This window comes from Microbacterium sp. cx-55 (genome assembly GCF_021117345.1).
GTDB lineage: Bacteria > Actinomycetota > Actinomycetes > Actinomycetales > Microbacteriaceae > Microbacterium.
Window position 1 is genome coordinate 3,052,213 of sequence record NZ_CP088261.1, and the last position, 25,624, is coordinate 3,077,836.

General features: G+C 69.8%; 25 protein-coding genes. 15 read left to right on the top strand and 10 right to left on the bottom strand.

Features of this window, described 5'->3' with window-relative positions:
* Positions 1–147: 147 nt before the first annotated feature.
* The 6 genes from LQ938_RS14330 (at position 148) to LQ938_RS14355 (ending at position 5,472) form a co-directional block, all read left to right on the top strand.
* Positions 148–1,023, top strand: a complete 876-nt coding sequence (locus tag LQ938_RS14330; protein WP_374197488.1) for a methylenetetrahydrofolate reductase — start codon at positions 148–150, stop codon at positions 1,021–1,023.
* A gap of 34 nt (positions 1,024–1,057) precedes the next feature.
* Positions 1,058–1,933 (top strand): formyltetrahydrofolate deformylase, encoded by an 876-nt coding sequence (gene purU / locus LQ938_RS14335; RefSeq protein WP_223723194.1) that lies wholly within the window; start codon positions 1,058–1,060, stop codon positions 1,931–1,933.
* A gap of 50 nt (positions 1,934–1,983) precedes the next feature.
* Positions 1,984–3,387: a vanillate/3-O-methylgallate O-demethylase gene (gene ligM / locus LQ938_RS14340; RefSeq protein WP_223723195.1), complete on the top strand. Its 1,404-nt coding sequence runs from the start codon at positions 1,984–1,986 to the stop codon at positions 3,385–3,387.
* A gap of 72 nt (positions 3,388–3,459) precedes the next feature.
* Positions 3,460–4,056 (top strand): PadR family transcriptional regulator, encoded by a 597-nt coding sequence (locus tag LQ938_RS14345; protein WP_223723196.1) that lies wholly within the window; start codon positions 3,460–3,462, stop codon positions 4,054–4,056.
* Positions 4,053–4,637 carry a GTP cyclohydrolase I gene (folE, locus tag LQ938_RS14350; protein ID WP_223723197.1) on the top strand — a complete coding sequence of 195 codons (585 nt, stop codon included), beginning with the start codon at positions 4,053–4,055 and terminating at the stop codon, positions 4,635–4,637. Before LQ938_RS14345 ends, folE begins: the two co-directional genes overlap by 4 nt.
* Before the next feature lie 184 nt (positions 4,638–4,821).
* Positions 4,822–5,472: a GntR family transcriptional regulator gene (locus LQ938_RS14355; RefSeq protein ID WP_223723198.1), complete on the top strand. Its 651-nt coding sequence runs from the start codon at positions 4,822–4,824 to the stop codon at positions 5,470–5,472.
* Positions 5,473–5,668: 196 nt separating this feature from the next.
* Here the strand turns inward: LQ938_RS14355 and LQ938_RS14360 are convergent, their stop codons facing one another.
* The 5 genes from LQ938_RS14360 to LQ938_RS14380 are packed head-to-tail and all read right to left on the bottom strand — an operon-like array spanning position 5,669 to position 10,425.
* On the bottom strand, positions 5,669–6,937 hold the full coding sequence (locus LQ938_RS14360) for an ABC transporter substrate-binding protein (protein ID WP_223723199.1): 1,269 nt from the start codon (positions 6,935–6,937) through the stop codon (positions 5,669–5,671).
* Positions 6,934–8,064, bottom strand: a complete 1,131-nt coding sequence (locus tag LQ938_RS14365) for a branched-chain amino acid ABC transporter permease (RefSeq protein ID WP_223723200.1) — start codon at positions 8,062–8,064, stop codon at positions 6,934–6,936. The genes LQ938_RS14360 and LQ938_RS14365 overlap by 4 nt, the downstream gene beginning before the upstream one ends.
* On the bottom strand, positions 8,064–8,945 hold the full coding sequence (locus LQ938_RS14370) for a branched-chain amino acid ABC transporter permease (RefSeq protein WP_223723201.1): 882 nt from the start codon (positions 8,943–8,945) through the stop codon (positions 8,064–8,066). The genes LQ938_RS14365 and LQ938_RS14370 overlap by 1 nt, the downstream gene beginning before the upstream one ends.
* A gap of 3 nt (positions 8,946–8,948) precedes the next feature.
* Positions 8,949–9,659 carry an ABC transporter ATP-binding protein gene (locus LQ938_RS14375; protein WP_223723202.1) on the bottom strand — a complete coding sequence of 237 codons (711 nt, stop codon included), beginning with the start codon at positions 9,657–9,659 and terminating at the stop codon, positions 8,949–8,951.
* Complete coding sequence (locus LQ938_RS14380; protein WP_223723203.1) at positions 9,646–10,425, bottom strand: ABC transporter ATP-binding protein; 780 nt, start codon at positions 10,423–10,425, stop codon at positions 9,646–9,648. Before LQ938_RS14380 ends, LQ938_RS14375 begins: the two co-directional genes overlap by 14 nt.
* Positions 10,426–10,703: 278 nt before the next feature.
* On the opposite strand from LQ938_RS14380, the gene LQ938_RS14385 reads away from it, so the two are divergent.
* From LQ938_RS14385 to LQ938_RS14395, 3 genes are read left to right on the top strand one after another with little or no spacing between them, the layout of a single operon-like run.
* Positions 10,704–12,068, top strand: coding sequence for an aminomethyl transferase family protein (locus tag LQ938_RS14385; protein ID WP_223723204.1), 1,365 nt, complete (start codon positions 10,704–10,706; stop codon positions 12,066–12,068).
* 37 nt (positions 12,069–12,105) lie between these two features.
* Positions 12,106–12,999, top strand: a complete 894-nt coding sequence (locus LQ938_RS14390; RefSeq protein WP_223723205.1) for an IclR family transcriptional regulator — start codon at positions 12,106–12,108, stop codon at positions 12,997–12,999.
* Positions 12,996–13,781, top strand: coding sequence for a DUF1932 domain-containing protein (locus LQ938_RS14395; RefSeq protein WP_223723206.1), 786 nt, complete (start codon positions 12,996–12,998; stop codon positions 13,779–13,781). Before LQ938_RS14390 ends, LQ938_RS14395 begins: the two co-directional genes overlap by 4 nt.
* A 56-nt stretch (positions 13,782–13,837) precedes the next feature.
* Here LQ938_RS14395 and LQ938_RS14400 read toward each other — a convergent pair whose 3' ends face one another.
* Genes LQ938_RS14400 through LQ938_RS14410 form a run of 3 tightly spaced genes read right to left on the bottom strand, consistent with a single transcriptional unit; the run spans position 13,838 to position 16,897 of the window.
* The gene (locus LQ938_RS14400) at positions 13,838–15,487 is read right to left on the bottom strand and encodes an AMP-binding protein (RefSeq protein ID WP_223723207.1); all 1,650 of its coding nucleotides are present in this window, start codon (positions 15,485–15,487) and stop codon (positions 13,838–13,840) included.
* A 43-nt stretch (positions 15,488–15,530) separates the two neighbouring features.
* Entirely contained in the window at positions 15,531–16,436 is a 906-nt protein-coding gene (locus tag LQ938_RS14405; protein ID WP_223723208.1) for an SDR family oxidoreductase, read from the bottom strand.
* Complete coding sequence (locus LQ938_RS14410) at positions 16,433–16,897, bottom strand: MaoC family dehydratase (protein ID WP_223723209.1); 465 nt, start codon at positions 16,895–16,897, stop codon at positions 16,433–16,435. Before LQ938_RS14410 ends, LQ938_RS14405 begins: the two co-directional genes overlap by 4 nt.
* Positions 16,898–17,043: 146 nt before the next feature.
* On the opposite strand from LQ938_RS14410, the gene LQ938_RS14415 reads away from it, so the two are divergent.
* A complete protein-coding gene (locus tag LQ938_RS14415) occupies positions 17,044–17,481 on the top strand; it encodes a MarR family winged helix-turn-helix transcriptional regulator (protein ID WP_223723210.1) in 438 nt (145 codons plus the stop codon).
* Between the two features lie 158 nt (positions 17,482–17,639).
* Here LQ938_RS14415 and LQ938_RS14420 read toward each other — a convergent pair whose 3' ends face one another.
* A complete protein-coding gene (locus LQ938_RS14420; protein ID WP_223723211.1) occupies positions 17,640–19,001 on the bottom strand; it encodes an aminomethyl transferase family protein in 1,362 nt (453 codons plus the stop codon).
* A 95-nt stretch (positions 19,002–19,096) separates the two neighbouring features.
* Here LQ938_RS14420 and LQ938_RS14425 point away from each other — a divergent pair, with 95 nt between their 5' ends.
* The gene (locus LQ938_RS14425; RefSeq protein WP_223723212.1) at positions 19,097–20,080 is read left to right on the top strand and encodes a LysR family transcriptional regulator; all 984 of its coding nucleotides are present in this window, start codon (positions 19,097–19,099) and stop codon (positions 20,078–20,080) included.
* Positions 20,081–20,404: 324 nt separating this feature from the next.
* Here the strand turns inward: LQ938_RS14425 and ligM (LQ938_RS14430) are convergent, their stop codons facing one another.
* Entirely contained in the window at positions 20,405–21,808 is a 1,404-nt protein-coding gene (gene ligM / locus LQ938_RS14430) for a vanillate/3-O-methylgallate O-demethylase (RefSeq protein ID WP_223723213.1), read from the bottom strand.
* A gap of 276 nt (positions 21,809–22,084) precedes the next feature.
* Here ligM (LQ938_RS14430) and LQ938_RS14435 point away from each other — a divergent pair, with 276 nt between their 5' ends.
* From LQ938_RS14435 to LQ938_RS14450, 4 genes are read left to right on the top strand one after another with little or no spacing between them, the layout of a single operon-like run.
* Positions 22,085–22,840, top strand: a complete 756-nt coding sequence (locus LQ938_RS14435; RefSeq protein WP_223723214.1) for a PIG-L deacetylase family protein — start codon at positions 22,085–22,087, stop codon at positions 22,838–22,840.
* Entirely contained in the window at positions 22,837–23,553 is a 717-nt protein-coding gene (locus tag LQ938_RS14440) for a 4-carboxy-4-hydroxy-2-oxoadipate aldolase/oxaloacetate decarboxylase (RefSeq protein ID WP_223723215.1), read from the top strand. Before LQ938_RS14435 ends, LQ938_RS14440 begins: the two co-directional genes overlap by 4 nt.
* Positions 23,543–24,616: a 4-oxalomesaconate tautomerase gene (locus tag LQ938_RS14445; protein ID WP_223723216.1), complete on the top strand. Its 1,074-nt coding sequence runs from the start codon at positions 23,543–23,545 to the stop codon at positions 24,614–24,616. Before LQ938_RS14440 ends, LQ938_RS14445 begins: the two co-directional genes overlap by 11 nt.
* A gap of 29 nt (positions 24,617–24,645) precedes the next feature.
* Positions 24,646–25,593, top strand: coding sequence for a VOC family protein (locus LQ938_RS14450; RefSeq protein WP_223723217.1), 948 nt, complete (start codon positions 24,646–24,648; stop codon positions 25,591–25,593).
* The last annotated feature ends 31 nt before the right edge of the window (positions 25,594–25,624 follow it).

The following is a 25,624-nucleotide window of genomic DNA, read 5'->3' on the forward strand; positions in this document are numbered from 1 at the left end:
TCGCCGCCCCACTGCTGTTTCGCGGGTGAGGAGGAGCCCCGGGTTCCGTTCAGCGGAATACCTCTTGCCAATACCTATCGACATAGGTACTGTCCATTTCAGAGGCGCGATGATGCGTCCCCCTGAGAGCGGAAAGGACCTCGATCAGTGGCCCAGAACTCCCCCGCGTCGAATGACGCCGCATCCCTCCGACTCGTCGATGACTTCTCGCTGGAGATGACCGGCAAAGACATCCCCGGACTCGAAGAGGCCCGGCACGCGATCCCCGCCGGAACCAAGATCAACGTCACGTTCCTCGGCAACGAAGACCTCGACATGCGGATCGCGGCGGCCAAGGCCGTGAAGGAGATGGGTTTCATCCCGGTCCCCCACGTCTCCGCTCGGCGACTCTCCTCCGAGGGCCAGCTCGAAGAGTTCCTCGGCCGCCTCCAGGAGGTCGGCGCGAGCGAGCACGTCTTCGCCGTCGGCGGCGACCCGGCCGAGCCCGAGGGCCCGTACCCCGACTCGCTCTCGGTCATCCGCTCCGGCATCCTGGAGCGCTTCGGCGTCAAGGAGGTATCCATCGCGGGGTACCCCGAAGGTCACCCCGACATCCCCAGCGACGTGCTGTGGCGTCACCTCGAAGACAAGTCGGCGGCGCTGAAGGAGCGCGGACTGGATGCGGTCATCCTCACGCAGTTCGCCTTCGACACCGACCCGGTCACGGCCTGGGTGAAGAGCGTCCGCGACCGCGGCATCGACACCGAGATCCGCATCGGCACCCCCGGCCCCGCGGGCATCAAGCGCCTCATCGGCTTCGCCCGCCGCTTCGGCGTCGGCGCGAACGCGATGATCGTGAAGAAGTACGGCTTCTCGCTCACGAACCTCATGGGCACCGCCGGACCCGATCGATTCGTCACCGACCTCGCTGCGCTGCTCGCGCAGGACCCCGCCTCGGGAAGTGTCAAACTGCATTTCTACACATTCGGCGGACTGCTCGCGACCTCACAGTGGGCGCGGGACTACGTCGCCGCCCGCGCCTGAGACCCCGCCGACCGCGGCCCGAGGAGACACCCTGATGACACTGCACACCGATGCCCTCCGCGACCACGCCTGCCTGATCGTGCACGGCCCGGACAAGCCCGGGGTCGTCGCGGCAGTGACCTCGCTCATCACGCGCAACAAGGCGAACATCGTCACCCTCGACCAGTACTCCGACAACCCGGAGGGCGGCGCGTTCTTCCAGCGCGTCGTCTTCCACCGCCCCGACCTGGCGGCGGCGATGCCCGACCTCGAGGCGGATCTCGCCACGACTCTCGAGCCGTACGAGATGCAGTGGCAGCTCACCGACCAGTCCGTGCCGAAGCGGATGGCGATCCTCGCCTCGACGTCCGATCACTGCCTGCTCGAGCTGCTGTGGCGGCACCGCCGTGGCGAGCTGAACGTCACCATCCCGATGGTCATCTCCAACCACACCAACACCGCGGAAGACGTGCGGTCGTTCGGCATCCCGTTCTTCCACATCCCCTCGCAAGGCCCCGACAAGTCGGCCGCCGAAGCGGAGATCGTGAAGCTCCTCGCCGGCAACGTCGATTTCGTCGTGCTCGCCCGGTACATGCAGATCCTCTCCGACGACTTCCTCGGGAACGTCGGCGTGCCGGTCATCAACATCCACCACTCGTTCCTGCCCGCCTTCATCGGCGCCGGCCCCTACAAGAAGGCCAAGGAACGCGGCGTCAAGCTCATCGGCGCGACCTCGCACTACGTCACGAAAGACCTCGACGAGGGCCCGATCATCGAGCAAGACGTCGCCCGCGTCGACCACTCGATGAGCGCCGCCGACCTGCAGTCCCGCGGTGCCTACGTCGAACGCGCGGTGCTGTCGCGCGCGGTGCAGTGGCACGCCGAAGACCGTGTCATCCGGCACGGCAACCAGACCATCGTCTTCACCTGACCCGGACGCCTCACCCGAGACGCCCACCGACAGAACAGAGAGGTTCATCCGTGGCCGACAATCTTCAGGAACTCATCGACGGCACCAACCCGGTCGAGATGCTGCGCAACTCGCAGATCGGTTCGTACATCTACCCGGTCGTGCCGGCCGACTTCCAGAACTGGATCAAAGAGCAGCAGGCGTGGCGGAAGACCGCCGTGCTGTACGACCAGTCGCACCACATGGACAACGTGTTCCTGAAGGGCTCGGACGCCATCCGGCTCATCAGCGACACCGCCATCAACTCGGTCGCGAACTTCGCCGTCAACAAGGCCAAGCAGTATGTGCCGACGACGTCGTCGGGCCACGTGATCGGTGACGGCATCCTGTTCCGCGAGGCCGAGGACGAGTACGTGTACGTCGGCCGCGCCCCCGCGTCGAACTGGCTGCTCTTCCACGGCGAGACCGGCGGGTACCAGAACCTCGACATCTCGGTCGACCGTCGGTCCCCCTCGCGACCGTACGGGCACCCCGTCACGCGTCAGTACTACCGATTCCAGATCCAGGGCCCGAACGCCTGGTCGGTCATCGAGAAGCTCAACGGCGGCCCGCTGGAGAAGCTCGGCTTCTTCAACATGTCGACGATGATCATCGCCGGCAAGCAGGTGCGCACCCTCCGTCACGGTATGGCGGGTGCCCCCGGGCTCGAGGTCTGGGGACCGTACGCCGACCACGACATCATCCGCGACGCGATCGTCGACGCGGGCGCCGAGTTCGGCCTCGTCGCCGTGGGCTCGCGCGCCTACCCGTCGAACACGCTCGAATCCGGCTGGATCCCCTCGCCGCTGCCCGCGATCTACACGGGCGAGGGCGAGCGGGCGTACCGCGAGTGGCTAGGCACCGACAGCTACGAGGCCACCGGCACCCTCGCCGGCTCGTTCGTGTCGAACGACATCGAGGACTACTACCTGACCCCCTGGGAGCTCGGCTACGGCTCGTTCGTGAAGTTCGACCACGACTTCATCGGCCGCGACGCGCTCGAGAAGATCGACCCGGCCAGCCAGCGCAAGAAGGTCACGCTCGCGTGGAACGCCGAAGATCTGGCGAAGGTCTGGGGCTCGCTCCTGAACGTCGACGGGCCCACCTACAAGTTCTTCGACCTGCCGCTGGCGAACTACGGTTCGGCGAACTACGACTCGGTCGTGGATGCGGACGGCACGGTCGTCGGCTTCTCGATGTTCACCGGCTACAGCGCGAACGAGAAGCGCGGCCTCTCGCTCGGCGTCGTCGACCCCGACGTGCCCGAGGGCACCGAGCTCAAGGTCGTCTGGGGTGAGCCGAACGGCGGCACGTCCAAGGCATCGGTCGAAGAGCACGAGCAGACCGAGGTGCGAGCGATCGTCAGCCCCGTGCCGTACTCGACCGTCGCCCGCCAGACCTACCAGGGCGGATGGCGAACCGGCTACACCGACTGAACCGTACGGAGGGGTCCGGGACGACGCTCCCGGGCCCCTCCGTCTTACCCGCGGCACCGCCGAGAGGAACCCATGAGTCTGCGATACGCACTGCTCGCCCTGGTGCGGGTCGGGCCGCAGTCCGGCTACGACCTGCAGAAGCAGTTCGCCGTCTCCGTCGGACACGTGTGGCACGCCCCCGACTCCCAGATCTACCCCGAGCTGCGCAAGATGGAGCGCGAAGGACTCGTGCAGGGCGAGGAGGAGCAGCGCGGGGAGCGCGGCACCCGCCGGATGTACCACATCACCCCCGCGGGCGATCAGGCGTTCCTCGACTGGATGGCGTCGCCGCCCGAGTACCAGCGGGTGCGCGATCCCGCCCACCTGCGCGCCGCCTACCTCGAGACAGCGACGCCCGCCCAGGCGCGCGCCTTCCTCCGCGCCCACGTCGCGCAGTGGGAGGGCGAACTCGAGCAGTGGGAGGGCGAACTCCGCCGCATCGACGCCGTCGACAACCCCATGTTGCTGCGACGCCTCGCCGCCACCGCCGAGGAGGACCGCGAGCGCACGATCGCCTACAAGCGGTACGCGTACGAAGGACTCGTCGAGCGCGCGCGGGGCGAGATCCAGTGGGCCCGGAGCGGCCTCGATCTCATCGCACGACTGGAAGGGCCGGAGGACTCCCCGTGACCATCGCCACCACCGGAACCGATCGCGCCCGCGCGGTCGCCGCCGTCCGTGAGCTGCTGCTCGCCGTCGGCGAGGACGCCGACCGGCTGGGGCTGCTGCGCACCCCCGAACGCGTCGCCGACCTGATGCTCGATCTGTTCTCCGGGCTCGGGGTGGACCCCGCATCCGCCCTCGGCGCACCCGTCGCCCTCACCGAGAACGAGCATCCCGGCGAACTCGTCGGCATGACCGGCATCCCGTTCCGCTCGGTGTGCGAGCACCACCTGCTGCCGTTCGACGGCACGGTCGACGTCTACTACGCACCGAGCCGGCACATCGCGGGGCTCAGCCGCATCGCCACGCTCGTCGACCTCGCCGCGCGGCGCCCGCAACTGCAGGAGCGTCTGGGTCAGCAGATCGCGGATGCGTTGATGGCGGTCCTGCAACCGCACGGGGTGGCAGTGCGCATCGAGGCGACCCACGGTTGTGTCGCGCACCTCGAACCCCGCGCGGCGGCCGCGCGCGCCGTCACGGTCGCCACGGTCGGCTCGATTCCCGACGCGACCTGGCGCCTCGCCGTGCGGGACCCCGCGCCGCACTGACGGCCCGACCGGTGGGCTGCCGGGCACGCTCGCGCGCCGAGCGCTCGCGTGCGGAGCGCTTGCGCCCGCATCCGCCGTCCACTCCGCAGGTGCCCGCGCGCGGATGCTGCGGATTGGCGTCCGGATCGGCGACAATAGTGCAGACGATCCGCGGCGGACCCTCTGCGCGGAGGTGGGGAAGACGATGACGCTCACGCCTGTCGCCGAGACCGACGGCCGCCCGGATCTGGCGGCGACGATCCGCGACGCGATCCTCGGCGGCGAGTTCGCGCCGCATCAGCGTCTGATCGAAGCCGATCTGAGCGCGCGGTTCCAGGCGACCCGGGCGGCGGTGCGGACGGCGCTGCTCACGCTGGCGAGCGAGGGGCTGGTGGAACGCCTCCCCAATCGCGGCGCCCGTGTGCGCGCGATCAGCGTCGACGAAGCCGTCGAGATCGTCGAGGTGCGGATGGGGCTGGAGTCGCTCTGCGCGCGCAAGGCCGCGGAGAACGCCGACGACGACGACATCGCCGGTCTCCGCATCCTGCGCGCCGACATCGAGTCGGCCGTCGCTGGGGGCAACCTCGTCGAGTACTCGCGCCTGAACCAGGAGATGGACCGGCGGATGCGGGACCTCAGCGGCCACGCGACCGCCACCCAGCTTCTCGAGCGGCTGCGCGCCCAGTCCGCGCGGCACCAGTTCCGGCTCGCGTTCCACCCGGGCCGTGCCGCGCAGTCCGCGCCCGAGCACATCGCGATCATCGACGCCGTGATCGCCCGGGATCCGGATGCGGCCGACGCCGCGACGCGCGCACACCTGGCGGGCATCGTCGAGGTGCTCCGCACTCTCGACTGACCCCCGCCCCGCATCCGCCCCGCATCCGCCCGCCCCGCAGAAACCCGCGAGACGGGATCTTCGCGCCGAGACGGAGGGGTTACCCCACGGTCTCGGCGCCCAGATCCCGTCTCGCGGTCGGAACACCGGGGGCGGCACGGAACGGCGGCCCGGCGCGCGAGGCCGGGCCGCCGTTCGGATGCGGGTCAGCGGGCGATCAGCCGAAGTCCTCGACCGTGTCGTAGCCCTTGCCGTTGTACTTCTGCACCACCACCGACGAGACGGCGGGCTGGCCGTCGACCGTCGTGTCGACCGCCGTGCCGTCGAGCATGAGCGGCGCCTGGAAGTCCGTGATCCCGCGGAGCGCCTCCATGAAGTTCTCGCGCGTCGGTTCGGTCATCTCCCCGAACGCCTTCTCGAGCGTCGCGCCGACCATGTAGCTCCACATGCAGTGCGGGAACGCGGGCATGTCGGGGTAGTCGCCGTACTCCTTGAGGTTCGTCAGGAAGCCCTGCACGTCCTCGTCGTCCGCGAACGCGGGGCTCGCCGGCGCCTTCGAGAACGACACCGAGTAGACGCCGGGGAAGGCGTCGGCCCCGCCCGGCTGGAGGATCGCCGTCGGGCTCGAGGTGTTCGAGGGCAGGAACCAGCTCGGCGTCCAGTTGAGCTGTTGCGCCTTCTGCAGCGACGAGATCACGAGCGGCGTGATCGACATCGCGTTGAAGAAGACGTCGGCGCCCGAGTTCGCGAGCTCGGTGAGCTGCGCGTCGACGGCCGTGTCGGTCGCCTCATAGGTGAGCTCCTTCACGATCTCGATGTTGTCGGCACCCTCGACGGCGTTCGTGAAGCCCTCGAGGTATCCCTCGCCGTAGTCGTCGTTCTGGTAGAGCACGGCCACTTTGTGGTCTTCGCCGGATGCGGCCAGCAGCTCGCCGAAGGCCTGCCCCTCGTTCTGGTAGATCGGCACGAAGCCGAGCTGCCACGGGCTCTGTTCGGTGTCGCTGAAGATCGGGTCGCCGGTCATCACGAGCACCTGCGGCACCTCGTCGGCGATGGCGGCCTCGCGGTAGGCGCGGTTCGTCGGCGTGCCGAGACCCGCCGTCATCGCGAAGACGCTGTCTTTGAGCTGGTCGTAGTTGGCCTTGGCCTTCTGCGGATCGTAGGCGTCGTCGAGCGCCTGGATGTCGACCGTGCGGGTCTTGCCGTCACCGAACTCGACGCCACCCTCGGCGTTCTTCGCGCCGAAGTACGCCGAGATTCCGGCGACCGTGCACGTGCCGGGGCCGGCGGTGGCGCCGCTGAGCGGAGTCGTGATGCCGAGCGAAATGCTGGTGTCGGTGATGCCGGGGCTCGCCGCACTGCCGCCGTCGCTCGCGTCTCCGCCGCCGCCGTCGCCGCCGCGGGAACAGCCGGCGAGCGTCAACGCGAGCACGGATCCGACGGCGACGATGCCGAGGACCTTTCTGCGTGTGGTGCTGATGTTCATGCCTGATCTTGCCTCTCTGTGTGGGTCGTCTCCGCGGCGGGCGGCACGGGCGCGCCACCCTGCGGAGTACCGGAAGAAGGAGTGCCGGATGAGCGAGCCCCGGATGCAGGGCCCCCGGATGCCGGGCCGCCGGGTCCCGGGCCGCCGGACCCGCCGCCGCGCCGGGGCTTTCGCCCCCACCGCCGCAGCCGCGCGGGGAGCGAGGCGAGTCCGCCCGGGAGCAGGAAGAGCACGAGCAGCAGCAGCGCCCCCTGCAGGACTGCGGTGAGGTTCGCGTCGAGCGCGTTCGTCAGCTGCGGTGCGAGCACGTAGAACGCTCCGCCGAGGAGCGACCCGATGATGCTGCCCGCTCCGCCGATCACCATCGCGGCGAGCAACTGGATGGAGTGCCCGAAGCTCATCGTCTCGGGCGAGGTGTACTGCACGACCACCATGTAGAGGAACCCGCTCACTCCGCCGATCAGCGACGCGACCGTGAAGGCCATGACCTTATAGCGGTAGGGCGAGATCCCCATCGATGAGGCGACGGCCTCGTTCTCCTTCACGATCGCGAACGCCCGACCGTACTTGCCGCGCACGAGGTTGCGGGTGAGAAGGAACACGATCCCGCCGATGGCGATCACGAGGTACAGCTGCCACTGGTCGTCGTAGAGTCCGGTCCACTCCGGCGCCGACGCGAACCGGGCCGAGATGCCCTGCGATCCGCCGGTGAAGTCCGAGAGCCGCTTGGCGAGCGGCACGCCCACGATCGGCAGCGCGATCGTGACCATCGCGATCGCGAGTCCGCCGAGCCGCGCTGCCGCGAGCGCGATCAGAAGGCCCACGATGCCGGGCAGCAGGATGCTGGCGGCGAAGACGACGACGATGTTCCAGTCGTTCTCCACGCCGTAGGCCGTGATGTACGCGCCAAAGCCGACGAAGAAGATCTGGCCGAGCGAGACCTGGCCGGTGTAGCCCATCACGACGTTCAGCCCCAGCACCGCGACGGCGAAGACGCCGACCCGGGCGACGGTCTGGTTGGCGAACTCGGGCAGGACGAGCGGCAGGACGACCAGCAGGATGACGACGGCGAGTGCGACCGCGATGCGCACCGGGCGTCGGTCGAAGAACTCGGTAGCTCGAGACATCAGACGCGCACCACGGCTTTCCGGCCGAACAGGCCCTGGGGTCTGACGATGAGCACGACGAAGATCAGCACGAACGGCACGGCGACCTTGAGGTCGTAGCCGATGAACGGCACGTACACGGCGGCGAGGTTCTCGAGCACGCCGATCATCCACGCCGCGATCACGACGCCGATCGGACTCGACAGTCCGCCGAGGATCACGGCGGCGAGCGCGTAGACGAGCGCGTTGTCCATCATTCCGGGGGTGAGGGTGAGCTGCGGGGCGATGAGGGCGCCGGCGACCGCGCCGAGCACGGCGGCCAGGCCCCATCCGACCATCAGGAGTCGCCCGACGGGCAGGCCCGAGAACGAGGCGGACTCGGGATTCACGGCGACCGCGCGCAGCGCGAGCCCCAGTTTCGTGCCGAGGAAGAGCCCCTGCAGCAGGATCATCATCGCGACGATGACGAGGGTCGTGCCGATCGAGCGGATGCTGACCGAGGCGCCGAGGATCGAGATCGTGTCGAGCGGGAACAGCGACGCGAACTGCTGGTTGTTGTAGCTCCACAGCCAGCCGCAGATGCCGGTGATGAGTGTCAGCAGACCGATCGTCACGACGACCGCCGTGTCGGGATCGCCGCGTTCGAATCGCCGCATGACGTAGCGCTCGATGAAGGCGCCCATGGCGAAGGAGAACAGGATCGACAGCAGGATCGCGAGGATCAGCGGCACGCCGAGGCCGGTGAACCACCAGGCCACATAGGCCGAGAGCACCGCCATCCCGCCCTGCGCGAAGTTGATGAGGCCCGTCGCCTGGTTGACCAGCACGATCGCGAGCGCAAGCGCCGCGTACACCGAGCCGATCGAGAGTCCGTCGACGACGAGTTGGATGAAGGTGCCCATCGGTCAGCCTCCCAGGTAGGCGCGTCGGATCTCGTCCATGCCCTTGAGCTCGGCCGAGGTGCCGGTGAGGACGTTGCGTCCGGTCTCGAGCACGGTGGCCGAATCGACGAGGCGGAAGGCGAGGGTGGCGTTCTGCTCGACGACGAGCATGGAGATGCCGGATTCGCGACGCAGGCGCGCGATCGCGTCGTAGACGTTTCGTGCGGTGCTGGGCGCGAGACCGAGCGACGCTTCGTCGAGGAGCAGCAGTCGGGGCTTGGCCATCACGGCGCGAGCGACCGCGAGCATCTGCTGTTCCCCGCCCGACAGCGCGGACGCGTGCGAGCGGTACCGCTCCTTGAGGTTCGGGAAGAGCTCGAGACAGTACTCGACGTCGGCGTCGATGCCCTTGCGGTCTTTCCGCAGGTAGGCGCCGACCCGCAGGTTCTCGCGGACGGTCAGCCCCCCGAGGGTGCCGCGCCCCTCGGGCACATGCGCGATGCCGATCGCCGCGACCCGGTCGGGCCGCATCCCGCGGATGTCTGTGCCCTCGAAGCGGATGCTGCCGCCCGCCCGCACGGTGCCGCTGATGGCGCGGAGGGTCGTGGTCTTGCCGGCGCCGTTCGCGCCCAGGATGCCGACGGCGCCGTTCTCGGGAACCGACAGCGACACCCCGTCGAGCACCTGCACGGGGCCGTAGAAGGCGGTCACGCCTTCGAGTTCAAGCAGCGTCATCCGCGGCGTCCTTTCCGATGTACGCCTCGATGACCCGCGGGTCGGACTGCGCCTGCGCGGCCGTGCCCTCCATCAGGGTGCGGCCGTGGTCGAGAACCACGACACGGTCGGTGAGGGCGGCGATGAGTCCCATGTGGTGCTCGACGATCACGACCGTGATGTCGTCGTCGCGGATGGTGCGAACGGTCGCGATGAGCTGCTCGACCTCGGAATGCGGGAGGCCGGCGGCGGGCTCGTCGAGCAGCAGCAGGCTCGGGCGGGTGAGCAGGGCGCGGCAGAGCTCGATGCCCTTGTGCAGGCCGTGCGAGAGTTCGTCGGCGGGAAGGTGCGCGGCCCAGCCGAGTCCGGTGCGCTCGAGCAGATCGAGGGCTTCGCGCCGCTGCTCGCGCTCGGAGCGCACGGTCCGCGGGGTCCGGATGGCCCACTCGAGCGGACCCGCCGGGAGTCGCGTGTGCGCACCGAGCAGGACGTTCTCGAGCACGGACGCGTGCAGTTGCAGAGCCGGATGCTGGAACGTGCGCGCGAGACCGCGCTTCGCCAGCCCCGAGGGCGTGGTGCCGAGCACCTCGTCGCCGTCGATCCGGATGGATCCGGAGCTCGGGCGGTAGTGGCCGCTGATGCAGTTGAACAGCGAGGTCTTCCCGGCACCGTTGGGCCCGACCAGACCGAAGATCTGACCGGGTTCGACCTCGAAGGTCACGTCGTGGAGCACCGTGATCCCCCCGAAACGGAGATTCACGTCGTTCAGAGTCAGTCGAGCTGCCATCGCTCACCTTCCTGCGTCGTTGCCACATCGCTTCGACCCGGGGCGTCATCGCCCTGATTCTGGACGGTACGGATTCACGCTCAGATTGTCAACGATTTTGGCGCGCAATCGGAGAGTCGTTGTCGGACCGTGCCCGACCGCCTCGTCGCGGCAGGATGTCCGCTCTCAGAGTGCGGGCGCCGCATCCGGCATCGCCCGCCGATTCCGTTCATGCGAATTTTCCGTATGACGCCTCGGCATCCGACGCACGATCGGAAGCACTGACAGGAAGGTCGACGATGACATCCGAATCCCTCGCCGAGGCGATCACCCGTGCCGGCAGCCCCGTGGAGCTGCTGCGCAACCAGAACTGGCCCGCGTTCACGTTCCCGGTCGCTCCGGAGTTCACGAACTGGCGCGACGAGCAGCGCTCGTGGAACACGACTGTCGCCCTCATGGACCAGTCGCACCACATGACGCAGCTGTTCCTGGGCGGCGCCGACCTGCTGCCGCTGCTCGGAACCATCTCCCCCAACACGTTCGCCACGTTCCGTCCGGGCGTCGCGAAGCAGCTGATCTCGGTGAACAAGGACGGCTACCTCATCGGTGACGGCATCCTCTTCTACAACGAGGACGCCCCCGAGGGGCTCGTGCTGGTCGGACACCACATCCTGATCGACTGGGTGCGCTACAACGTCGAGAAGGCGGAGGCCGCCGGCAAGGACGTGCACTACCGCCTCGAGGCGAACTCGCACATGCGTCAGGGCCCGCCCACGTTCTACCGCTACGAGCTGCAGGGACCGTTCGCGAACGAGGTGATGGAGAAGCTGTTCGCCGGCCCCGTGCCGGAGGTGAAGTTCTTCCACATCGGCGACTTCACGATCGCCGGCCGCACCGTCAAGGGGCTCCGGCACGGTATGGCCGGGCAGCCCGGCTTCGAGTTCTTCGGCCCGTGGGCCGACAGCGAGCCCGTGCGGGATGCGATCCTCGAGGCGGGTGCGGAGTTCGGCATCCACCGGGTCGGTGCCAAGGCCTACTCGGCCACGCCGCTCGAATCAGGATGGGTGCCCACGCCCTTCCCCGCCGTCTTCGATGACGACCTGGCCGAATACCGCGAGTGGCTGCCGGCCGCGCGGATCGGGTCGGTCGCCGGGTCGCTCATCTCCGACGACGTGCGCGATTTCTACCTCACCCCGTACGACATCGGTCTCGGCCGGTCGGTGCGCTTCGACCACGACTTCCACGGTCGCGAGGCGTTGGAGCGCCATGCGGCGGCGCCCCGGCGCCGCAAGGTGACGCTGCTCTGGAACGCCGAGGACGTCGCCGGTGTCGTGCGTTCGCAGCTCGAACCGGGCACTCCCGCGAAGTTCCTCGACTTCCCGAAGGCCCGCTACGGGCTCTATCAGATGGACGAAGTGCGCCGCGGCGAGGATCTCGTGGGCATCTCGACGGATGCGGGCTACATCGCCTACGAACAGCTCTATATGTCACTCGCCACCCTCGACGAGGGAATCGACGACGGGGCCGAAGTCGAGGTCGTCTGGGGCGAGAACCCGGTGTCGACGAAGGACTCGGTCGACCAGAATCACCGCCAGGTGCGGATCCGCGCCACGGTCGCCCCGGCGCCGTACCACGAGTGGGCTCGGACGGTGTACCGGGCATAACGCAGACGGTGTGTAGGGTCCTCGTGAGGAGGACGCGATGGCGCGTGGATCAGCCGGGCAGTCGGCACTGCAGCGGCACCTGCGGGTGCTCGACGCGTTCGAGGCGCTGCATCCGTTCCTGACCCTCAGCGAGATCGCGTCCGCCGCGGGCCTGGCGCCCTCGACCGCGCATCGCCTCGTCGCGGAGCTCACCGAGACGGGCCTGCTCGAACGGATGCCGGACCGCACCTACCGGCTCGGGGTGCGGCTCTGGGAGTACGCGTCACGAACGCCGGGCGCCCTCGGTATCCGCGAGGTCGCCCGGCCGTGGCTCGCCGCCGCGCACTCCCGCATCCGGCAGCACATCCAGCTCGGTGTCCGCGCGGGCGACGATGTGCTGTTCGTGGAGCGGATGTCGGCTCCGGATGCGGTGGTCAACGCCACGCTCATCGGCGGCCGCATCCCGCTGCACGCGTCGTCGATCGGACTCGTGCTGCTCGCCCACGCCCCGGCCGGGGTGCTCTCGCACCTGCTCGCGTCGGGGCCCCGGGCGTACACGCCCCGGACCCTCACGGGAGAGGCGGAGCTCCGCGCGACCCTCGCCCGGATCCGCGCGGAGGGCGTGGCGGTCGCTCCCGGTCACATCCATCTCGATTCCCGCGGGATCGCCGTTCCTGTGCACGGCCCGGACGGCTCGGTGTATGCCGCGATGGGCGCGGTGATCCCGAACGACGGCGGGTCGGACCCGGCCGTGATCGAGACGCTCCGGGTGGCCGCGGCCGGCGTCACCCGCGCACTCCGCGACGCGTACGCCTCGGCCTCCGCGACCGACGACGACGCCGCCGCACACGGGCTGCGGCCGGATGCGGGCGTGTCGGCGCGGTCGTGGGAGTACATCGCCGCACTCGCCGGCGAGCACGCGCCCGGCACGGCTCGGGCGGGCGCGCGATGACCCGCATCGCCGTCATCGGACTCGGCGAGGCCGGACGCCGGTATGCCACCGGGCTGCGCGCGGCCGGCGCCGTGGTGCGCGGGTACGACACGTCGCCGTCCCGCGTCACCGAGGGCATCGATCGCGCCGCCGACCTCGCCGGCGCGCTTCGCGACGCGGATCTCGCGATCAGCCTCGTGGGCGCGCACGCGGCGATGAGCGTCGCGGCGGCGGCGCTGCCGCTTCTGGGCCCGGGGGTCGTGTTCGCCGATTTCAACACCGCGTCACCGGAGACGAAGGCCGCCGTCGCAGCCGCCGGTGTCGACGTCGGCGTCGCCGTCGCGGATGTGGCGGTGCTCGCCCCGGTCACCCGCGCCGGGTCGCGGACGCCCCTGCTCGCGAGTGGCCCGGGCGCGGCAGAGGTCGGCCGCCTCCTCCGGCCGTTCGGCGTACCGGTCGACACGGTCGCGGGCCCCGCCGGAACCGCCGCCCGGCTGAAACTCGTGCGGAGCGTGTTCATGAAGGGCCTGGCGACACTGCTCATCGAGACCCTGACGACGGCGGATGCCGCGGGCGCGGAGCCGTGGATGCGGGATCAGCTGACCGCGGAGTTAGGACCCGACGCCCCCGCACTCGTCGAGCGACTCCTCACCGGCACGTACGCTCACACCGCGCGGCGCGAACAGGAGGTGCGAGACGCCCTCGACCTCCTCGACTCCCTCGGCACACCCGCCGACATGACCCGCGGCACTCTCGCGTGGTTCGAACGCATCCTCGGCGAACGCGGAGAAGACCGGCTCTGACCGCGCCCTGCCCTCACCGCAACATCGCTCGGCGGCCGCGCATCGCCCGGCGGCGCTCAGCGCACGATCCGCAGGGTCCCCGTGGGGGTATCGACGGCGCCGACAACCGTCCGGAGCGAGGCCTTCATCCGCGGGAGATCCACCTTGCCGTGCGGGCTGCGCTCGAGACTGTCGCGGACGATCACGTTCCGGGGCTTCTTGTAGCCGGCGAGGAGCGTGTCGAGATGGGCGCGGAGGGCGTCCGCATCGAGAGCGACCGTTCCCTGGACGACGACGACCGCCGTGACCGCCTCGCCGTAGCGGGCGTCCGGCATACCGAAGACGACCGCATCCGCAATCGCCGGAAAAGCGAGGAGGGCCTCTTCGACCTCGACCGGATAGACCTTCTCGCCGCCCGTGTTGACCACGGCGCTCCCCCGCCCGAGCAGGTCGACCGTGCCGTCGCCGTGAGAGACCGCCCAGTCGCCGGGCATGACGTGACGCACCCCGTTGATCACCGGGAAGGCCTCACGGGTCTTCTCCTCGTCGCGGAAGTAGCCCCTCGGCAACGTGCCACGGAAGGCGAGGACACCCCGACCCCCCTCGAGGTGCTGCACCTCGCGCAGGTCGTCGTCGAGCACCACGGCCCCCGGCAGCAGGCGCAGCCGCCCGGGAACATCGGCGACGGATGCGGTCGTGTTGACCGCGTACGGTCCGCCCTCGGTCGAGGCGAGCAGGTCGATGATGACCAGGTCGGCGCGCGCGTGGAACCGGCGCTTCGCCTGCGGGCTGAACCGCATCCCGGAACTGATGAGAGACCCGACCGCGCCGAACGAACGCTCACCCGAGCGCTCCCACGCCTCGATCAGCGGGAGCGCGATGGCGTCACCGGCCACGACGAGTCGGGTGGCGCCCGCGTCGACCGCGAACCGGAACGCCGCATCGGCATCGAGGCGCGGCGAGGGGATCACGAGGATGGTGCCGCCCAGCACGAGGGTGTTCATCGAGGTGAACAGCGCGGTGCCGTGCATGAACGGGGCGAGCGGGAGGGTACGCGGAGCGGGCGTCGCCGGGTCGGCGGCGACGGCCACGACGTCATCCATCGTCTGCGGGAGCGGAAGCCCGACCGTGCCGTAGATCGAGTAGAGCTGCACCGAGAGGATGTCTTCGGCGCCCCAGACGACGGCCTTCGGTCGCCCCGTGGTTCCGCCCGTGTAGAGGCGCAGCTCGGCGCCGGCGGGCGGAGTCACGGGAAGGATTCCGGGCACAGCGATCGCCTCGGACCACGGAACCCCCGCATCCGCATCCGCGGACGGAAGGGCGGGCGGGTCGTCGTCCACGGTGATCAGGGCGGGGGCGTGCGCCCAGTCCGCCACCGCCTCGCGCACCACGGGCCACAGCGACGTGGGGTACACCAGCACGCGGGCACCGGAATCCTCCAGGAGCGCCCGCACCTCGGTCGCGCGATACCGGTAGTTGAGGGTCACCGGCGCGATCGCGCGGGCGAAGCAGGCGAACAGGGTGACGAGATACTCGGGACGGTTGTAGAGCATCACCGCGACGGCGTCGCCCGGGCCGACGCCCGCCCGGGCAAGGTGCCCCGCGAGCGCGCCGGCATCCGCGGCGAAGCGCCGATAAGTCATCGTATCGTCCGGGGTGACGATCGCCGGTCGATCGGGGAACGCGCGCGCGATCGCCTGCCATACGTCGCTGTAGTGGCCTCTCATCCGAACTCCCTCGTTCGCCTCGGCACGATCGATCCCTGTGCGCTCAGTCGAGCGTGGGCGGGCCGGATCGCTGCGCGAGCGGCGCGAATCGATCGCGCCAGACGCCATCGATCTCCTCCGCCGACCATCCGCCGTCGCGGTCGGCGGTCTCGAGCACCGCCGGGTGCGCGTACAGCGCGAGCCGGTCTCCGCCGATGCCGATCGCCTGCCCCGTCACGGCCGCCGAGTGCTCCGACGCCAGCCACACGATGAGGGCCGCGACATCCTCCGGGGTGCCGAGCGCGTGGTCGCGCCGGTACTCGGTGGGGATGCCCTTCCCGGCCACGAAGTCCTCGTACACCTGCGTGTAGGCGGGGATCGTCGCGGTCATCGGGCTGAGCGCGGTCGGGATGACCGCGTTGGCGGTGATCCCCGCGCGCGCGAGCTCGAGCGACCAGGTGCGGGCCATCGCGACCAGTCCCGCCTTCGCCGCCGCGTAGTTCGTCTGGCCGAAACTGCCGAACTGCCCCGCGGGCGAACCGATCAGGATGATGCGACCGCCCTCGCCCCGCTCGCGCATCGCGACCGCGGCCGCGCGCCCGCAGGTGAATGACCCCCGCAGGTGCGTGCTGATCACGGCGTCGAAGTCGTCATCCGACATCTTCCACAGCACGCGGTCCCGCAGCACACCCGCGTTGGCCACGAGCACGTCGAGGCGCCCGAACGACGAGAGCGCCGCCGCCGCCAGCTCGTCGGCGGCCGCGCTCGTGCCCACGGCCGCGACGACGGCGACCGCCGACCCGCCCGCATCCGTGATGTCAGATACCGTCTGGGCCGCGCTCTGCGCATCGACGTCGTTCACGACCACCGCCGCCCCGGCGTCGGCGAGCGCGAGCGCGTACGCGCGCCCGAGACTGCGCCCGGCGCCGGTGACGATCACCACCCGCCCGTCCAGCCGCACCGCGCTCATCGGTAGTACCTCAGCACGAGCTCGGCCACGCACGCGGGTTTCGGCGCACCCTCGATCTCGAACGTGACCGGCACCTCGATCTGCACGCCGCCCGGAACCTCCGACGCCGTGCGCACCTCGCCGACGACGCGGATCCGAGATCCGACCGGCACGGGCGCCGGGAAGCGCACGCGGTTGAGTCCGTAGTTGATGCCCATCCCCGCGTCGGGCACGTCGAAGACCTCGGCCATCAGCGGTACGACGAGGCTGAGCGTCAGCAGCCCGTGCGCGATGCGCGTGCCGAACGGGGTGCTCGCGGCGTACGCGGCGTCGAGGTGGATGGGGTTGTGATCGCCGGTGACGCGCGCGAACAAGTCGACCTCGTCCTGCGTGATCTCCCGCCACGAGGAGGGACCGAACGAGGCGCCCGCGGCGTTCGCGAGCTCGGCGACATCGAGCGAGAGTCGTGCGGCATCCGTCATCGGGACCGTCCTTTGCATCGTTGCACGGGAAGCGTTATTTCAGGTTGCCTGAAATACTAGGACGAGACCTCCGGGTCGTCAACACGCGGCGACGATCGCCGGAGAACAGCCGTGCGCTAGCGTGAGCGCCGCGGAGGAGAAGCCGGATGACCCCACAGCGACGCAGCCTCGTCTACCAGATCAAGCAGCTCGAGCTGGCGCTGCGCCCGCGGTTCCACGCGGCGTGCGCGGCCGCCGGCATGACCGCCGCGCAGTACACCGCGCTGACCGTGCTCGAACGCCGCCCCGGTATCAGCGGCTCGGAGCTCGCCCGCCGCTCGTTCGTGCGCCCGCAGACCATGGCGGGGATCATCGATCCGCTGGTCGACGGGGGTCTCGTCAGCCGCGATCCCGGCCCGGGCCGTCAGATCCTCCTCCGACTCACGGATGCGGGCACGACGACCCTCGCGCGGCTCGACCCGCAGGTCGCCGGCGTCGAAGAACTGATGCTCGCGGACTTCGACGAGGAGGAGCGCGAAGTGTTCGCCACGCTCCTCCGACGCGCGCGGCGGTCGCTCGACGAGCAGGGCCACCGTCCCGCGTGAGCCGCCGCGCGCCCGACGACGTGGGTCGCCGAGATGAGGATGATCGCGCGAGCGGAGGATGTCGCGCCCGCATTCGCCCTCGCGCGGACGGATCATCCTCCGCTCGACAGAACCTCGCGCGCGCACCGACGCTGCCCAGGCGCTGCGGGTGAGCGGCGTCAACTCTTGCGATAGTTCTCCCGCGCGAACCGCGAGTACGGAGCGGGCTGCACGGTCGCGCGGATTTCGACCTGCCGGTGCGGCTCGACCGCGGGCTTGGCCGTGTGGGGCTGCTCACCCCAGGTGACGACGACCCGCGTGCCCGACTCGGCGTACTCCGGCGCCACACTCGCGAGCGACACGAAGACCTGCTCACCCGTGATGTACCCCACGTCGTGCGAGATGCCCGCATCCGCCCCGTCCTCCGCCGACACGCGATCGACCTGATAGAGCCCGTACCGCGCCTTCGGGAAGTCGATGTACTTCGCCGGCACACCCTCCTCGTACAGCGATCGTTGCGCGGCCGCCACGTCTTCCGGCTCCCAGACCAGCGTGACCTTCACCCGCTGCGGCGACGCCGCGTGCCGCTCGAGCGCCGCCCGCCCGATGAAGTCGTGGTCGAAGGCGACGCTGCGCCCGTACCCGAGGTCGTACGGGGTCAGGTAGTAGTCCTCGATGTCATCCGACACGAAGCTCCCAGCCAGCGAACCGAGCCGCGCCGCCGGCAACCAGGCCAGATACTCGGCCGAGCGCTCGCCCGTGAAAATCGCCGGCAGGGGCGACGGCACCCATGCCGACTCGAGGTTCGCCGACGAGTACGCCTTCGCCCCGACCCGCACGAGACCGAACTCCTCGCCCGCAGAGACGATCGCGTCACGGATGCGGTCGCCATCCGCCCACGGACCGAACAGCTCGAACCCCGGCTGACCCGCCATCCCGTGCCGGAGAGAGCGCACGGTGGCGCCCGCGATGTCGAACGTCGCCATCCCGAAGAACTTCGTCGCCGGCACCGGTCCGCCGATGAGCTTCTCCACGAGCGCCAGGGCGTGCGGGCCCTGCACCTCGTACCGGTAGAGGGTCGGCGGGGTGCCGGGCTCGCGCATCAGTGTGTTCGCATCGCGCTCGAAGGTGACGTCGTAGTCGCCCGTCTCGCCGATGAACTGCACCCAGTCGAGCACCATGTACCAGCCCACGAGGTCGTACACCTCGTCGTCGAGATGGAACAGGATGGCGTCGCCGATCAGGTACCCCTCGTGGTTCACGGCCACGAACTGCTTCGCGGCATCGACCGGAAAGGTCGCGAAACTGTTCACGCCCGTCTCGCTGAGCAGGCGAGCCGCATCCGGGCCGGAGATGAACAGGTCGGTCATGTGGTGCGACTGGTCGAGCAGGGCGACGCTCTCGCGCCACGCCCGCTGCTCGCTCCGCCAGTTGCTGAACTCCGGCGTGACGGGGAAGATCGTCGGCCTCGCCTGCGCGTTCCGCAGCAGGTCGACGGGGTTTCCGATGCGGGCGATCGCGGCGGCGGCGGATTCGGTCATGGTGAACTCCTTCGTTCCAGAACGAGAGCAACTCTAGGAAGTCAGGCTCATCCGCAGGGCGGGCGTGCATAAGCTGTGCTTATGGACCGGCAAGGATGCCTGAGGGGCCGCTCGAGCTTCGGCGTGCGGCACGCAGCGGAATCGCGCCCGTGGACCTGAACCTCATCCGCGCGTTCGTCGCGATCGCCGAGACCCGCAGTCTCACCTCCGCTGCCGGGCGGCTGTATGTGACGCAGCCCGCGGTCAGCCAGGCGCTCGGGCGCCTCCGCCGCGAACTCGACGACCCGCTGTTCCACCGCGTCGGGCGCGCGATGGTCCCCACACCCCTCGCCGACAGCGTCTACCCCGGCTTCCGCGAGGCCGTAGCTGCGGTCGATCGCACCCTCGACGGCGTGCGCCGGTTCGACCCGGCGGACTCGACGCGCACCTTCCGGATCGCGCTGTCCGAGCTCGGCGAGATCGGCTGGTTCCCCGCCATCGTCCGGGCCGTCCGGCGACGCGCGCCCGAGATGCGGATCGAGGTCGTCCCGATGGACGTGCAGGCGCTTCCCGAGTGGCTGGGGCGCGGCACGGTCGATCTGGCTGCCACCCCGTCGCCCGTGCCGGGGCGGTTCGAGAAGGTGATTCTGAAGACCCAGGGGTACGGCGTCGTGATGTCGTCGCGGCATCCGCTATCCCACAGCCCGCTCGACCTCGAGGCGTACGCGACGGCCGGCCACATCGTCGTCGCGAGCGACTCGGGTGCACCCGCCGTGGAGCACGCGTTGCGTCTGGCCGGAGTCACGATCGAGCCGCGCATCGCCGCGCACCACTTCGCGGCGCTGCCGCCGCTGCTCGCCGCGAGTCACGACCTGATCGCGACGATGCCCGACACGATCGCCGAGGGGTGGGCGCAGACGTGGCCGCTGGTGGTGCGACCCCTGCCCTTCGAGATGGCGCCGCTCGATGTCAGCCTCTACCGCCGCTCCACGACGGCGCACACAGCCGCGCTCGACTGGCTGTTCGAGACGGTGGCGCGCGCCATCCGCGGGTCGTCGGGACGGTTCCAGGTGATCCACGGCGACGCCGCGGACGGCTGACGCTCACCGGTCGTCGGATCGAACGCGCTCAGCCCGCCTCATCCGCCACATCCGTAGACATCCGCCCCAGCGGTCCGACAACTCATGGCCCACTCGCCCGTCCACGCCGCGCGAACGCGTCAGCGAGTCGCCGCACACCGCGGCGCGGCCGCCCGGCGTGCACAACGCAGGAGATCCGCTGCGCCCGCGCGCTGCGCGGCCGCATCCGGGTCGGTTCCTCCTGAGTTGTGCACGCAGCGGTGCGGCAGCGAGCGACTGCTCGCGCCGAGCCCAACCGCCGTGCCGCGGCAACCGCGGGCGCCGCGGGCGCCTTGGCGCCGCGAGCTACAGCGTGCCCGCGGTGCGCCAGCCCCCCTGGTACTCCTGCCGGGCGGTCTCGGCGTAGGGCACCGGGCTCACGATCGCGCGCACCGCGATCTGCTCGTGCGGCTCGACGGTCGTCTTCTTCGATCCGCCATCCGGTTCGCCCCAGACGACGCGCACCTCGGCCCCGATCGGCACATCCCGATCGACGGTCGCGAGCGACAGCCCGCGCTTCTCGTTCGCCGTGACTCCCGTGAACAGCGAGAGCCCGATCTGGTTGCCGTCGGCGTCGATCACGGCGTCGTAGTTGGACGAACCGTAGTTCGCGTTCGGCAGATCGAAGAACTGGTAGCCGACACCCTCGCGGTCGATCACGCTCGTGAGGATCTTCGCCAGGTCCTCGTCGTTCCAGGCGAGCGTGACCTTCTTGCGCTGCGCGTCCGCATCCACCTTCTCGAGGGCGTCGCGGCCGATGAAGTCGTGGTCGAACTTCACGAACGAGCCGTAGCCGAGCTCCCACGGGGTGAGGTAGTAGTCCTCGATGTCGTCCGATACGAACGAGCCGGCGAGCGCGTTGATCGCCTCGTAGCTGTTCGCGGGCAGCCACTCGCGGTACGCCCGCTCGGCCTCGCCGGTGTAGATCGCCGGTAGCGGCGAGGGGATCCATCCCGATTCGAGCGTGTTCGACGAGTACGCGCGCGAGCCGCAGGGCTCGATCCCGAACTCGCGGCCGGCCTCGAGGACGGCTTCGCGGATCTTCGCGTGCTGCTCGTAGGGGCCCCAGATCTCGAGCCCCGGAGCACCCGCCATCCCGTGCCGGAGCGTCCGTACGCTCTCACCCGCGATCGTCATCTCGCCCATGTGGAAGAACCGCACCTTCTCGAGCGGTCCGCCGTTGAGCTTCTCGATGATGGCCCAGGCGTTCGGCCCCTGAATCTGGAAGCGGTAGTAGTCGCGGTGGACGGCCGCGCCGTAGGGACGCGAGGGCGAGCGGTCGTCGTAGCGGAACTCGACGTCGTATCCGCCCGTCTCGGCGTGGAACTGCAGCCAGTTCGCCGCCGGCGCGCGACCGACGTAGACGTAGTCGCCCTGCGCCTCGTGGAACAGGATGCCGTCACCGATCACGCCGCCGTTGGATGCGGTCGGCACGAACTGCTTGGCGGTGTTCACGGGGAAGTTCGCGAACGAATTGATGCCGGTGTCGCTCAGGAGCTTCAGCGCATCGGGACCCGAGACGAAGAAGTTGACCATGTGGTGCGTCTGGTCGTAGAGCACGGCGGTCTCACGCCAGGCCTTCTGCTCGCGCCGCCAGTTCGTGAACTCGGCCGGAACGACCGGGTAGATGTAGGTTCCGAGCTGCGAATCGCGGAGCATCTCGACGATGTTCCCCCGCTCATCCAGCAGCTCCTGCAGGTTGCGTGCCATAGGTCGCCCTCGACTTCCTTGTCCGTCGGCTGATCCGCGATGGTACCGAGGAGGATCCCTCTGTCCATAGTGGTTTTCGTCGCCATGATTGTAAACAAAATCTTGACCACTCCGCCAGGGGTGTGATTCGCTGAAGCCCTCGGACCGGCACCGTCGCCGCCATGGTCACCGCCGAAACGCGGCGAACAACGTCGTCGACGGGCCCACCCGACGATTGCACGGGCCGCCTCGACACCGGCCCGACCCCTCACCGGTCGACGACGAACTGGAGCGAACATGGCAGAGATCACCCCTTCGCTGCTCGTGCTCAGCGCCCACGCGGGCGACTTCGTCTGGCGGGCGGGCGGCGCGATCGCCGCCGCCACCCTGCGCGGCGAGCGCGCGACGGTCGTGTGCCTGAGCTACGGCGAGCGCGGCGAATCCGCCAGCCAGTGGCTGCAGGGCAAAGCCCTCGACGAGATCAAGGCGATCCGTCGCGGCGAGGCGGAGGCGGCCGCATCCGCCCTCGGTGCCGCCGTCGAGTTCCTCGACCTCGGCGACTACCCGCTCCGCGAGACCCCGGATGCGGTCGCCGCCCTCGTCGACGTGTACCGCCGTGTGCAGCCGACCGTGGTGCTCACCCACCCGCTGACCGACCCGTATAACGGCGACCATCCCGCCGCGGCGCGCATGGCTCTGGAGGCACGGGTGCTGGCCCAGGCGATCGGCGTCGCGAACTCCGACGGCTCGTTCCCCACGAAGGAGACGATCATCGGCGCCCCGCCGGTCTTCTTCTTTGAACCGCACCAGCCGGAGCAGAGCGGCTTCGTGCCGAACGTGCTGCTCGACATCACGGACGCGTTTCCCGCCAAGCGCGCCGCCATGGAGTGCCTGCCCGCGCAGAAGCACATGTGGTCGTACTACACCGATCTCGCCGTCCGCCGCGGGGTGCAGGTCAAGCGCAATGCCGGCCCGAACCTCGGCCTCGCGCACGACACGATGGGCGAGGCGTACATGCGCTATTTCCCCCAGGTGACGGGCTTGCTCGAATGACCGCGGCATCCGGTCGGATCGTGGTGACCGACATCCGGCGAGCGGATGCCGACACCGCCGCGGCGTTGGCCGAATTCGGCTCGGCGACCGTGCACGAGGCGATGGGTCGCACCGGATACGCGGGGCCCCGCATCCGCCCCATCCAACAGGGCGCGGCCGTGTCGGGCACGGCGATCACCGTGCGCGTCGCCCCGGGCGACAACCTGATGGTGCACGCCGCGATCGAGCAGGCGCAGCCGGGAGATGTGATCGTCGTCGCTCCGGTGACCGATTCGGCGTTCGGGTTCATCGGTGAGCTGATGGCTACGCAGATGCAGACCCGCGGCGTGCGGGCGTATGTGACCTCCGGCGGCGTCCGCGACACGGCCGAGCTGCGGACGATGGGGTTTCCGGTGTGGACCGCGCACGTCAGCGCCGAAGGCACGGTCAAAGACACCGCGGGCGCCGTGAACGTGCCGATCATCCTCGACGGGGTGGCCGTGCGGCCGGGCGATGTCATCGTCGCGGATGACGACGGGGTCACCGTCGTGCCGCGTGAACGCGCCGCCGGGACGCTCGACGCGGCCCGCACTCGCGCCGCGCGCGAGGCCGCCAACCGCGAGCGCTACCGCGCCGGCGAGATCTCGATGGATCTGAACGCCCTGCGGCCGGTGCTCGCCGACCTCGGAGTGCGGTTCGTGACACAGGCGGAGTTCGAGCGCGATGACGACTGACGATCGCGCGGCGGGCGTGCGCTGCATGCTCATGCGCGGCGGCACCTCGAAGGGCGCGTTCTTTCTCGAAGAAGACCTCCCTTCAGACCCGGCCGCCCGCGACGATCTGCTGCTGCGGATCATGGGCAGCCCCGACCCCGCGCAGATCGACGGCATCGGCGGCGCGCATCCCCTCACCTCGAAGGTCGCCGTCGTGCGGCGCTCCGACGAGCCCGGCATCGACATCGATTACCTGTTCCTGCAGGTGGCCGTCGACGAGCCGCTCGTCGCCGACGCGCAGACGTGCGGCAACCTGCTCGCGGCAATCGGCCCGTTCGCCCTCGAGCGCGGACTCGTGCGCGCGACGGGCGACGAGACCGTGGTCCGCATCCGCCTACGCAACACCGGCGACATCGCCGACGCGACCTTCGCGACCCCGGGCGGCCGGCCCGATTACGACGGCGACGTCGCGATCGACGGCGTTCCGGGAACCGCCGCGGGAATCTCGCTCCAGGTGTCGGGGGGCGACAAGCCGCTGTTCCCGAGCGGAGCGATCACCGACAAGATCGACGGGCACCGCGTCACCCTGATCGACAACGGGATGCCGGTCGTGCTGCTCGCCGCGGGCGAGTTCGGCGTCGCCGGCGACGAATCCCCCGGCGATCTCGAGGCTCGCGTCGATCTGCTCGACGCCCTCGAACGCGTGCGTCTCGTCGCCGGCGAGCGCATGGGCCTGGGCGACGTGCGCGCGCAGACCATACCGAAGATGATCCTGCTGTCGCCGCCGTCGGCGACCGGGGCGATCTCGGCGCGAGCGTTCATTCCGATTCGCGTACATACGTCGATCGGGGTGCTCATGGCGGCCTCGGTAGCCGCCGGCGTCCGCATCCCGGGCACGATCGCCGCGGACCTCGCCCGAGCCGCGGACGGCGACACGACCCGGATCGAGCACCCGACCGGCACGTTCTCCGCCCGGGTCTCGGTGCACCAGGATGCGGACGGCCGCTGGCATGCGGCGTCCGTGTCCGTCCGCACCGCCCGCCCCCTGTTCGACGGCACCGTGTTCCCGCGGCCCCGCCGCTGACCTCACCCACCGCTAGGAAGGACCGCCCGATGACCGACTCCACCTCATTCGACGTCGCCCACATCGGCAGCGTCGAGCTGCTCACCCCCGAGTTCGAGCGGAGCCTGTGGTTCTTCCAGGACCTGCTCGCGATGCGCGTGGTCGCCGAGCACGCCGGCTCGGTGTACCTCCGCACCTGGGACGAGTACGAGCTGTACACGATCAAGCTCACCCCCTCGGATGCGGCGGGCGTCGGCCTGACGACCTTCCGCGCGATCTCCCCCGACGCACTGGCGCGCCGGGTCGCGGCGATCGAGGCGACCGGCCTGGGCGACGGCTGGGTCGACGGCGAGGTCGGCACGGGTCCCACCTATCGGTTCCGCGACCCCGACGGGCATTCGATGGGCATCTACTACGAGACCGAACGCTACGTCGCGACCGACGACAAGCCTGCGCTGAAGAACCAGGCGTCGCGCTTCCCTGGCCACGGCGTCAACGCCCGCCGGCTCGACCACATCAACTACCTCGCGAAGGATGTGGAGGCCAACGGCGAGTTCCTCGCGCGTGCCCTCGGCATGCGCGAGAGCGAACGCATCCGCAACGATGACGGCAAGTTCGCCGCCTGGTGGTTCCACTTCTCGCTGAAGTCCTACGACGTCGTCTACTCCGACGACTGGACCAAGCACGGCAACCGCCTGCACCACATCGCCTTCGCGCCCGATACGCGCGAAGACATCCTGAAGGCCGCCGACATCTTTCTCGAGAACGGCATCCACATCGAATCCGGACCGCACAAGCACGCCATCAACCAGACGTTCTTCCTCTACGTGTGGGAGCCGGGTGGCAACCGCATCGAGTTCGCGAACGCCGGCGCCCGCCTGCTGCTCGACCCCGACCAGCCCGTCGTCGAGTGGACGCAGGAGGAGCGCAAGAGGGGCCAGGCGTGGGGCATGAAGACGATCGAGACGTTCCACACCCACGGCACCCCGCTCGTCTGAAACCCGCGAGGGACGCTCCGAGCTTTACTCC

Excerpts from the sequence above, each read along its gene's own strand:
- purU (WP_223723194.1), top strand. The coding sequence starts at position 1,058 with ATGACACTGCACACCGATGCCCTCCGCGACCACGCCTGCCTGATCGTG.
- LQ938_RS14345 (WP_223723196.1), top strand. The coding sequence starts at position 3,460 with ATGAGTCTGCGATACGCACTGCTCGCCCTGGTGCGGGTCGGGCCGCAG.
- LQ938_RS14355 (WP_223723198.1), top strand. The coding sequence starts at position 4,822 with ATGACGCTCACGCCTGTCGCCGAGACCGACGGCCGCCCGGATCTGGCG.
- LQ938_RS14360 (WP_223723199.1), bottom strand. The coding sequence starts at position 6,937 with ATGAACATCAGCACCACACGCAGAAAGGTCCTCGGCATCGTCGCCGTC.
- LQ938_RS14365 (WP_223723200.1), bottom strand. The coding sequence starts at position 8,064 with ATGTCTCGAGCTACCGAGTTCTTCGACCGACGCCCGGTGCGCATCGCG.
- LQ938_RS14370 (WP_223723201.1), bottom strand. The coding sequence starts at position 8,945 with ATGGGCACCTTCATCCAACTCGTCGTCGACGGACTCTCGATCGGCTCG.
- LQ938_RS14375 (WP_223723202.1), bottom strand. The coding sequence starts at position 9,659 with ATGACGCTGCTTGAACTCGAAGGCGTGACCGCCTTCTACGGCCCCGTG.
- LQ938_RS14380 (WP_223723203.1), bottom strand. The coding sequence starts at position 10,425 with ATGGCAGCTCGACTGACTCTGAACGACGTGAATCTCCGTTTCGGGGGG.
- LQ938_RS14385 (WP_223723204.1), top strand. The coding sequence starts at position 10,704 with ATGACATCCGAATCCCTCGCCGAGGCGATCACCCGTGCCGGCAGCCCC.
- LQ938_RS14390 (WP_223723205.1), top strand. The coding sequence starts at position 12,106 with ATGGCGCGTGGATCAGCCGGGCAGTCGGCACTGCAGCGGCACCTGCGG.
- LQ938_RS14395 (WP_223723206.1), top strand. The coding sequence starts at position 12,996 with ATGACCCGCATCGCCGTCATCGGACTCGGCGAGGCCGGACGCCGGTAT.
- LQ938_RS14400 (WP_223723207.1), bottom strand. The coding sequence starts at position 15,487 with ATGAGAGGCCACTACAGCGACGTATGGCAGGCGATCGCGCGCGCGTTC.
- LQ938_RS14405 (WP_223723208.1), bottom strand. The coding sequence starts at position 16,436 with ATGAGCGCGGTGCGGCTGGACGGGCGGGTGGTGATCGTCACCGGCGCC.
- LQ938_RS14410 (WP_223723209.1), bottom strand. The coding sequence starts at position 16,897 with ATGACGGATGCCGCACGACTCTCGCTCGATGTCGCCGAGCTCGCGAAC.
- LQ938_RS14415 (WP_223723210.1), top strand. The coding sequence starts at position 17,044 with ATGACCCCACAGCGACGCAGCCTCGTCTACCAGATCAAGCAGCTCGAG.
- LQ938_RS14420 (WP_223723211.1), bottom strand. The coding sequence starts at position 19,001 with ATGACCGAATCCGCCGCCGCCGCGATCGCCCGCATCGGAAACCCCGTC.
- LQ938_RS14425 (WP_223723212.1), top strand. The coding sequence starts at position 19,097 with ATGCCTGAGGGGCCGCTCGAGCTTCGGCGTGCGGCACGCAGCGGAATC.
- ligM (WP_223723213.1), bottom strand. The coding sequence starts at position 21,808 with ATGGCACGCAACCTGCAGGAGCTGCTGGATGAGCGGGGGAACATCGTC.
- LQ938_RS14435 (WP_223723214.1), top strand. The coding sequence starts at position 22,085 with ATGGCAGAGATCACCCCTTCGCTGCTCGTGCTCAGCGCCCACGCGGGC.
- LQ938_RS14440 (WP_223723215.1), top strand. The coding sequence starts at position 22,837 with ATGACCGCGGCATCCGGTCGGATCGTGGTGACCGACATCCGGCGAGCG.
- LQ938_RS14445 (WP_223723216.1), top strand. The coding sequence starts at position 23,543 with ATGACGACTGACGATCGCGCGGCGGGCGTGCGCTGCATGCTCATGCGC.
- LQ938_RS14450 (WP_223723217.1), top strand. The coding sequence starts at position 24,646 with ATGACCGACTCCACCTCATTCGACGTCGCCCACATCGGCAGCGTCGAG.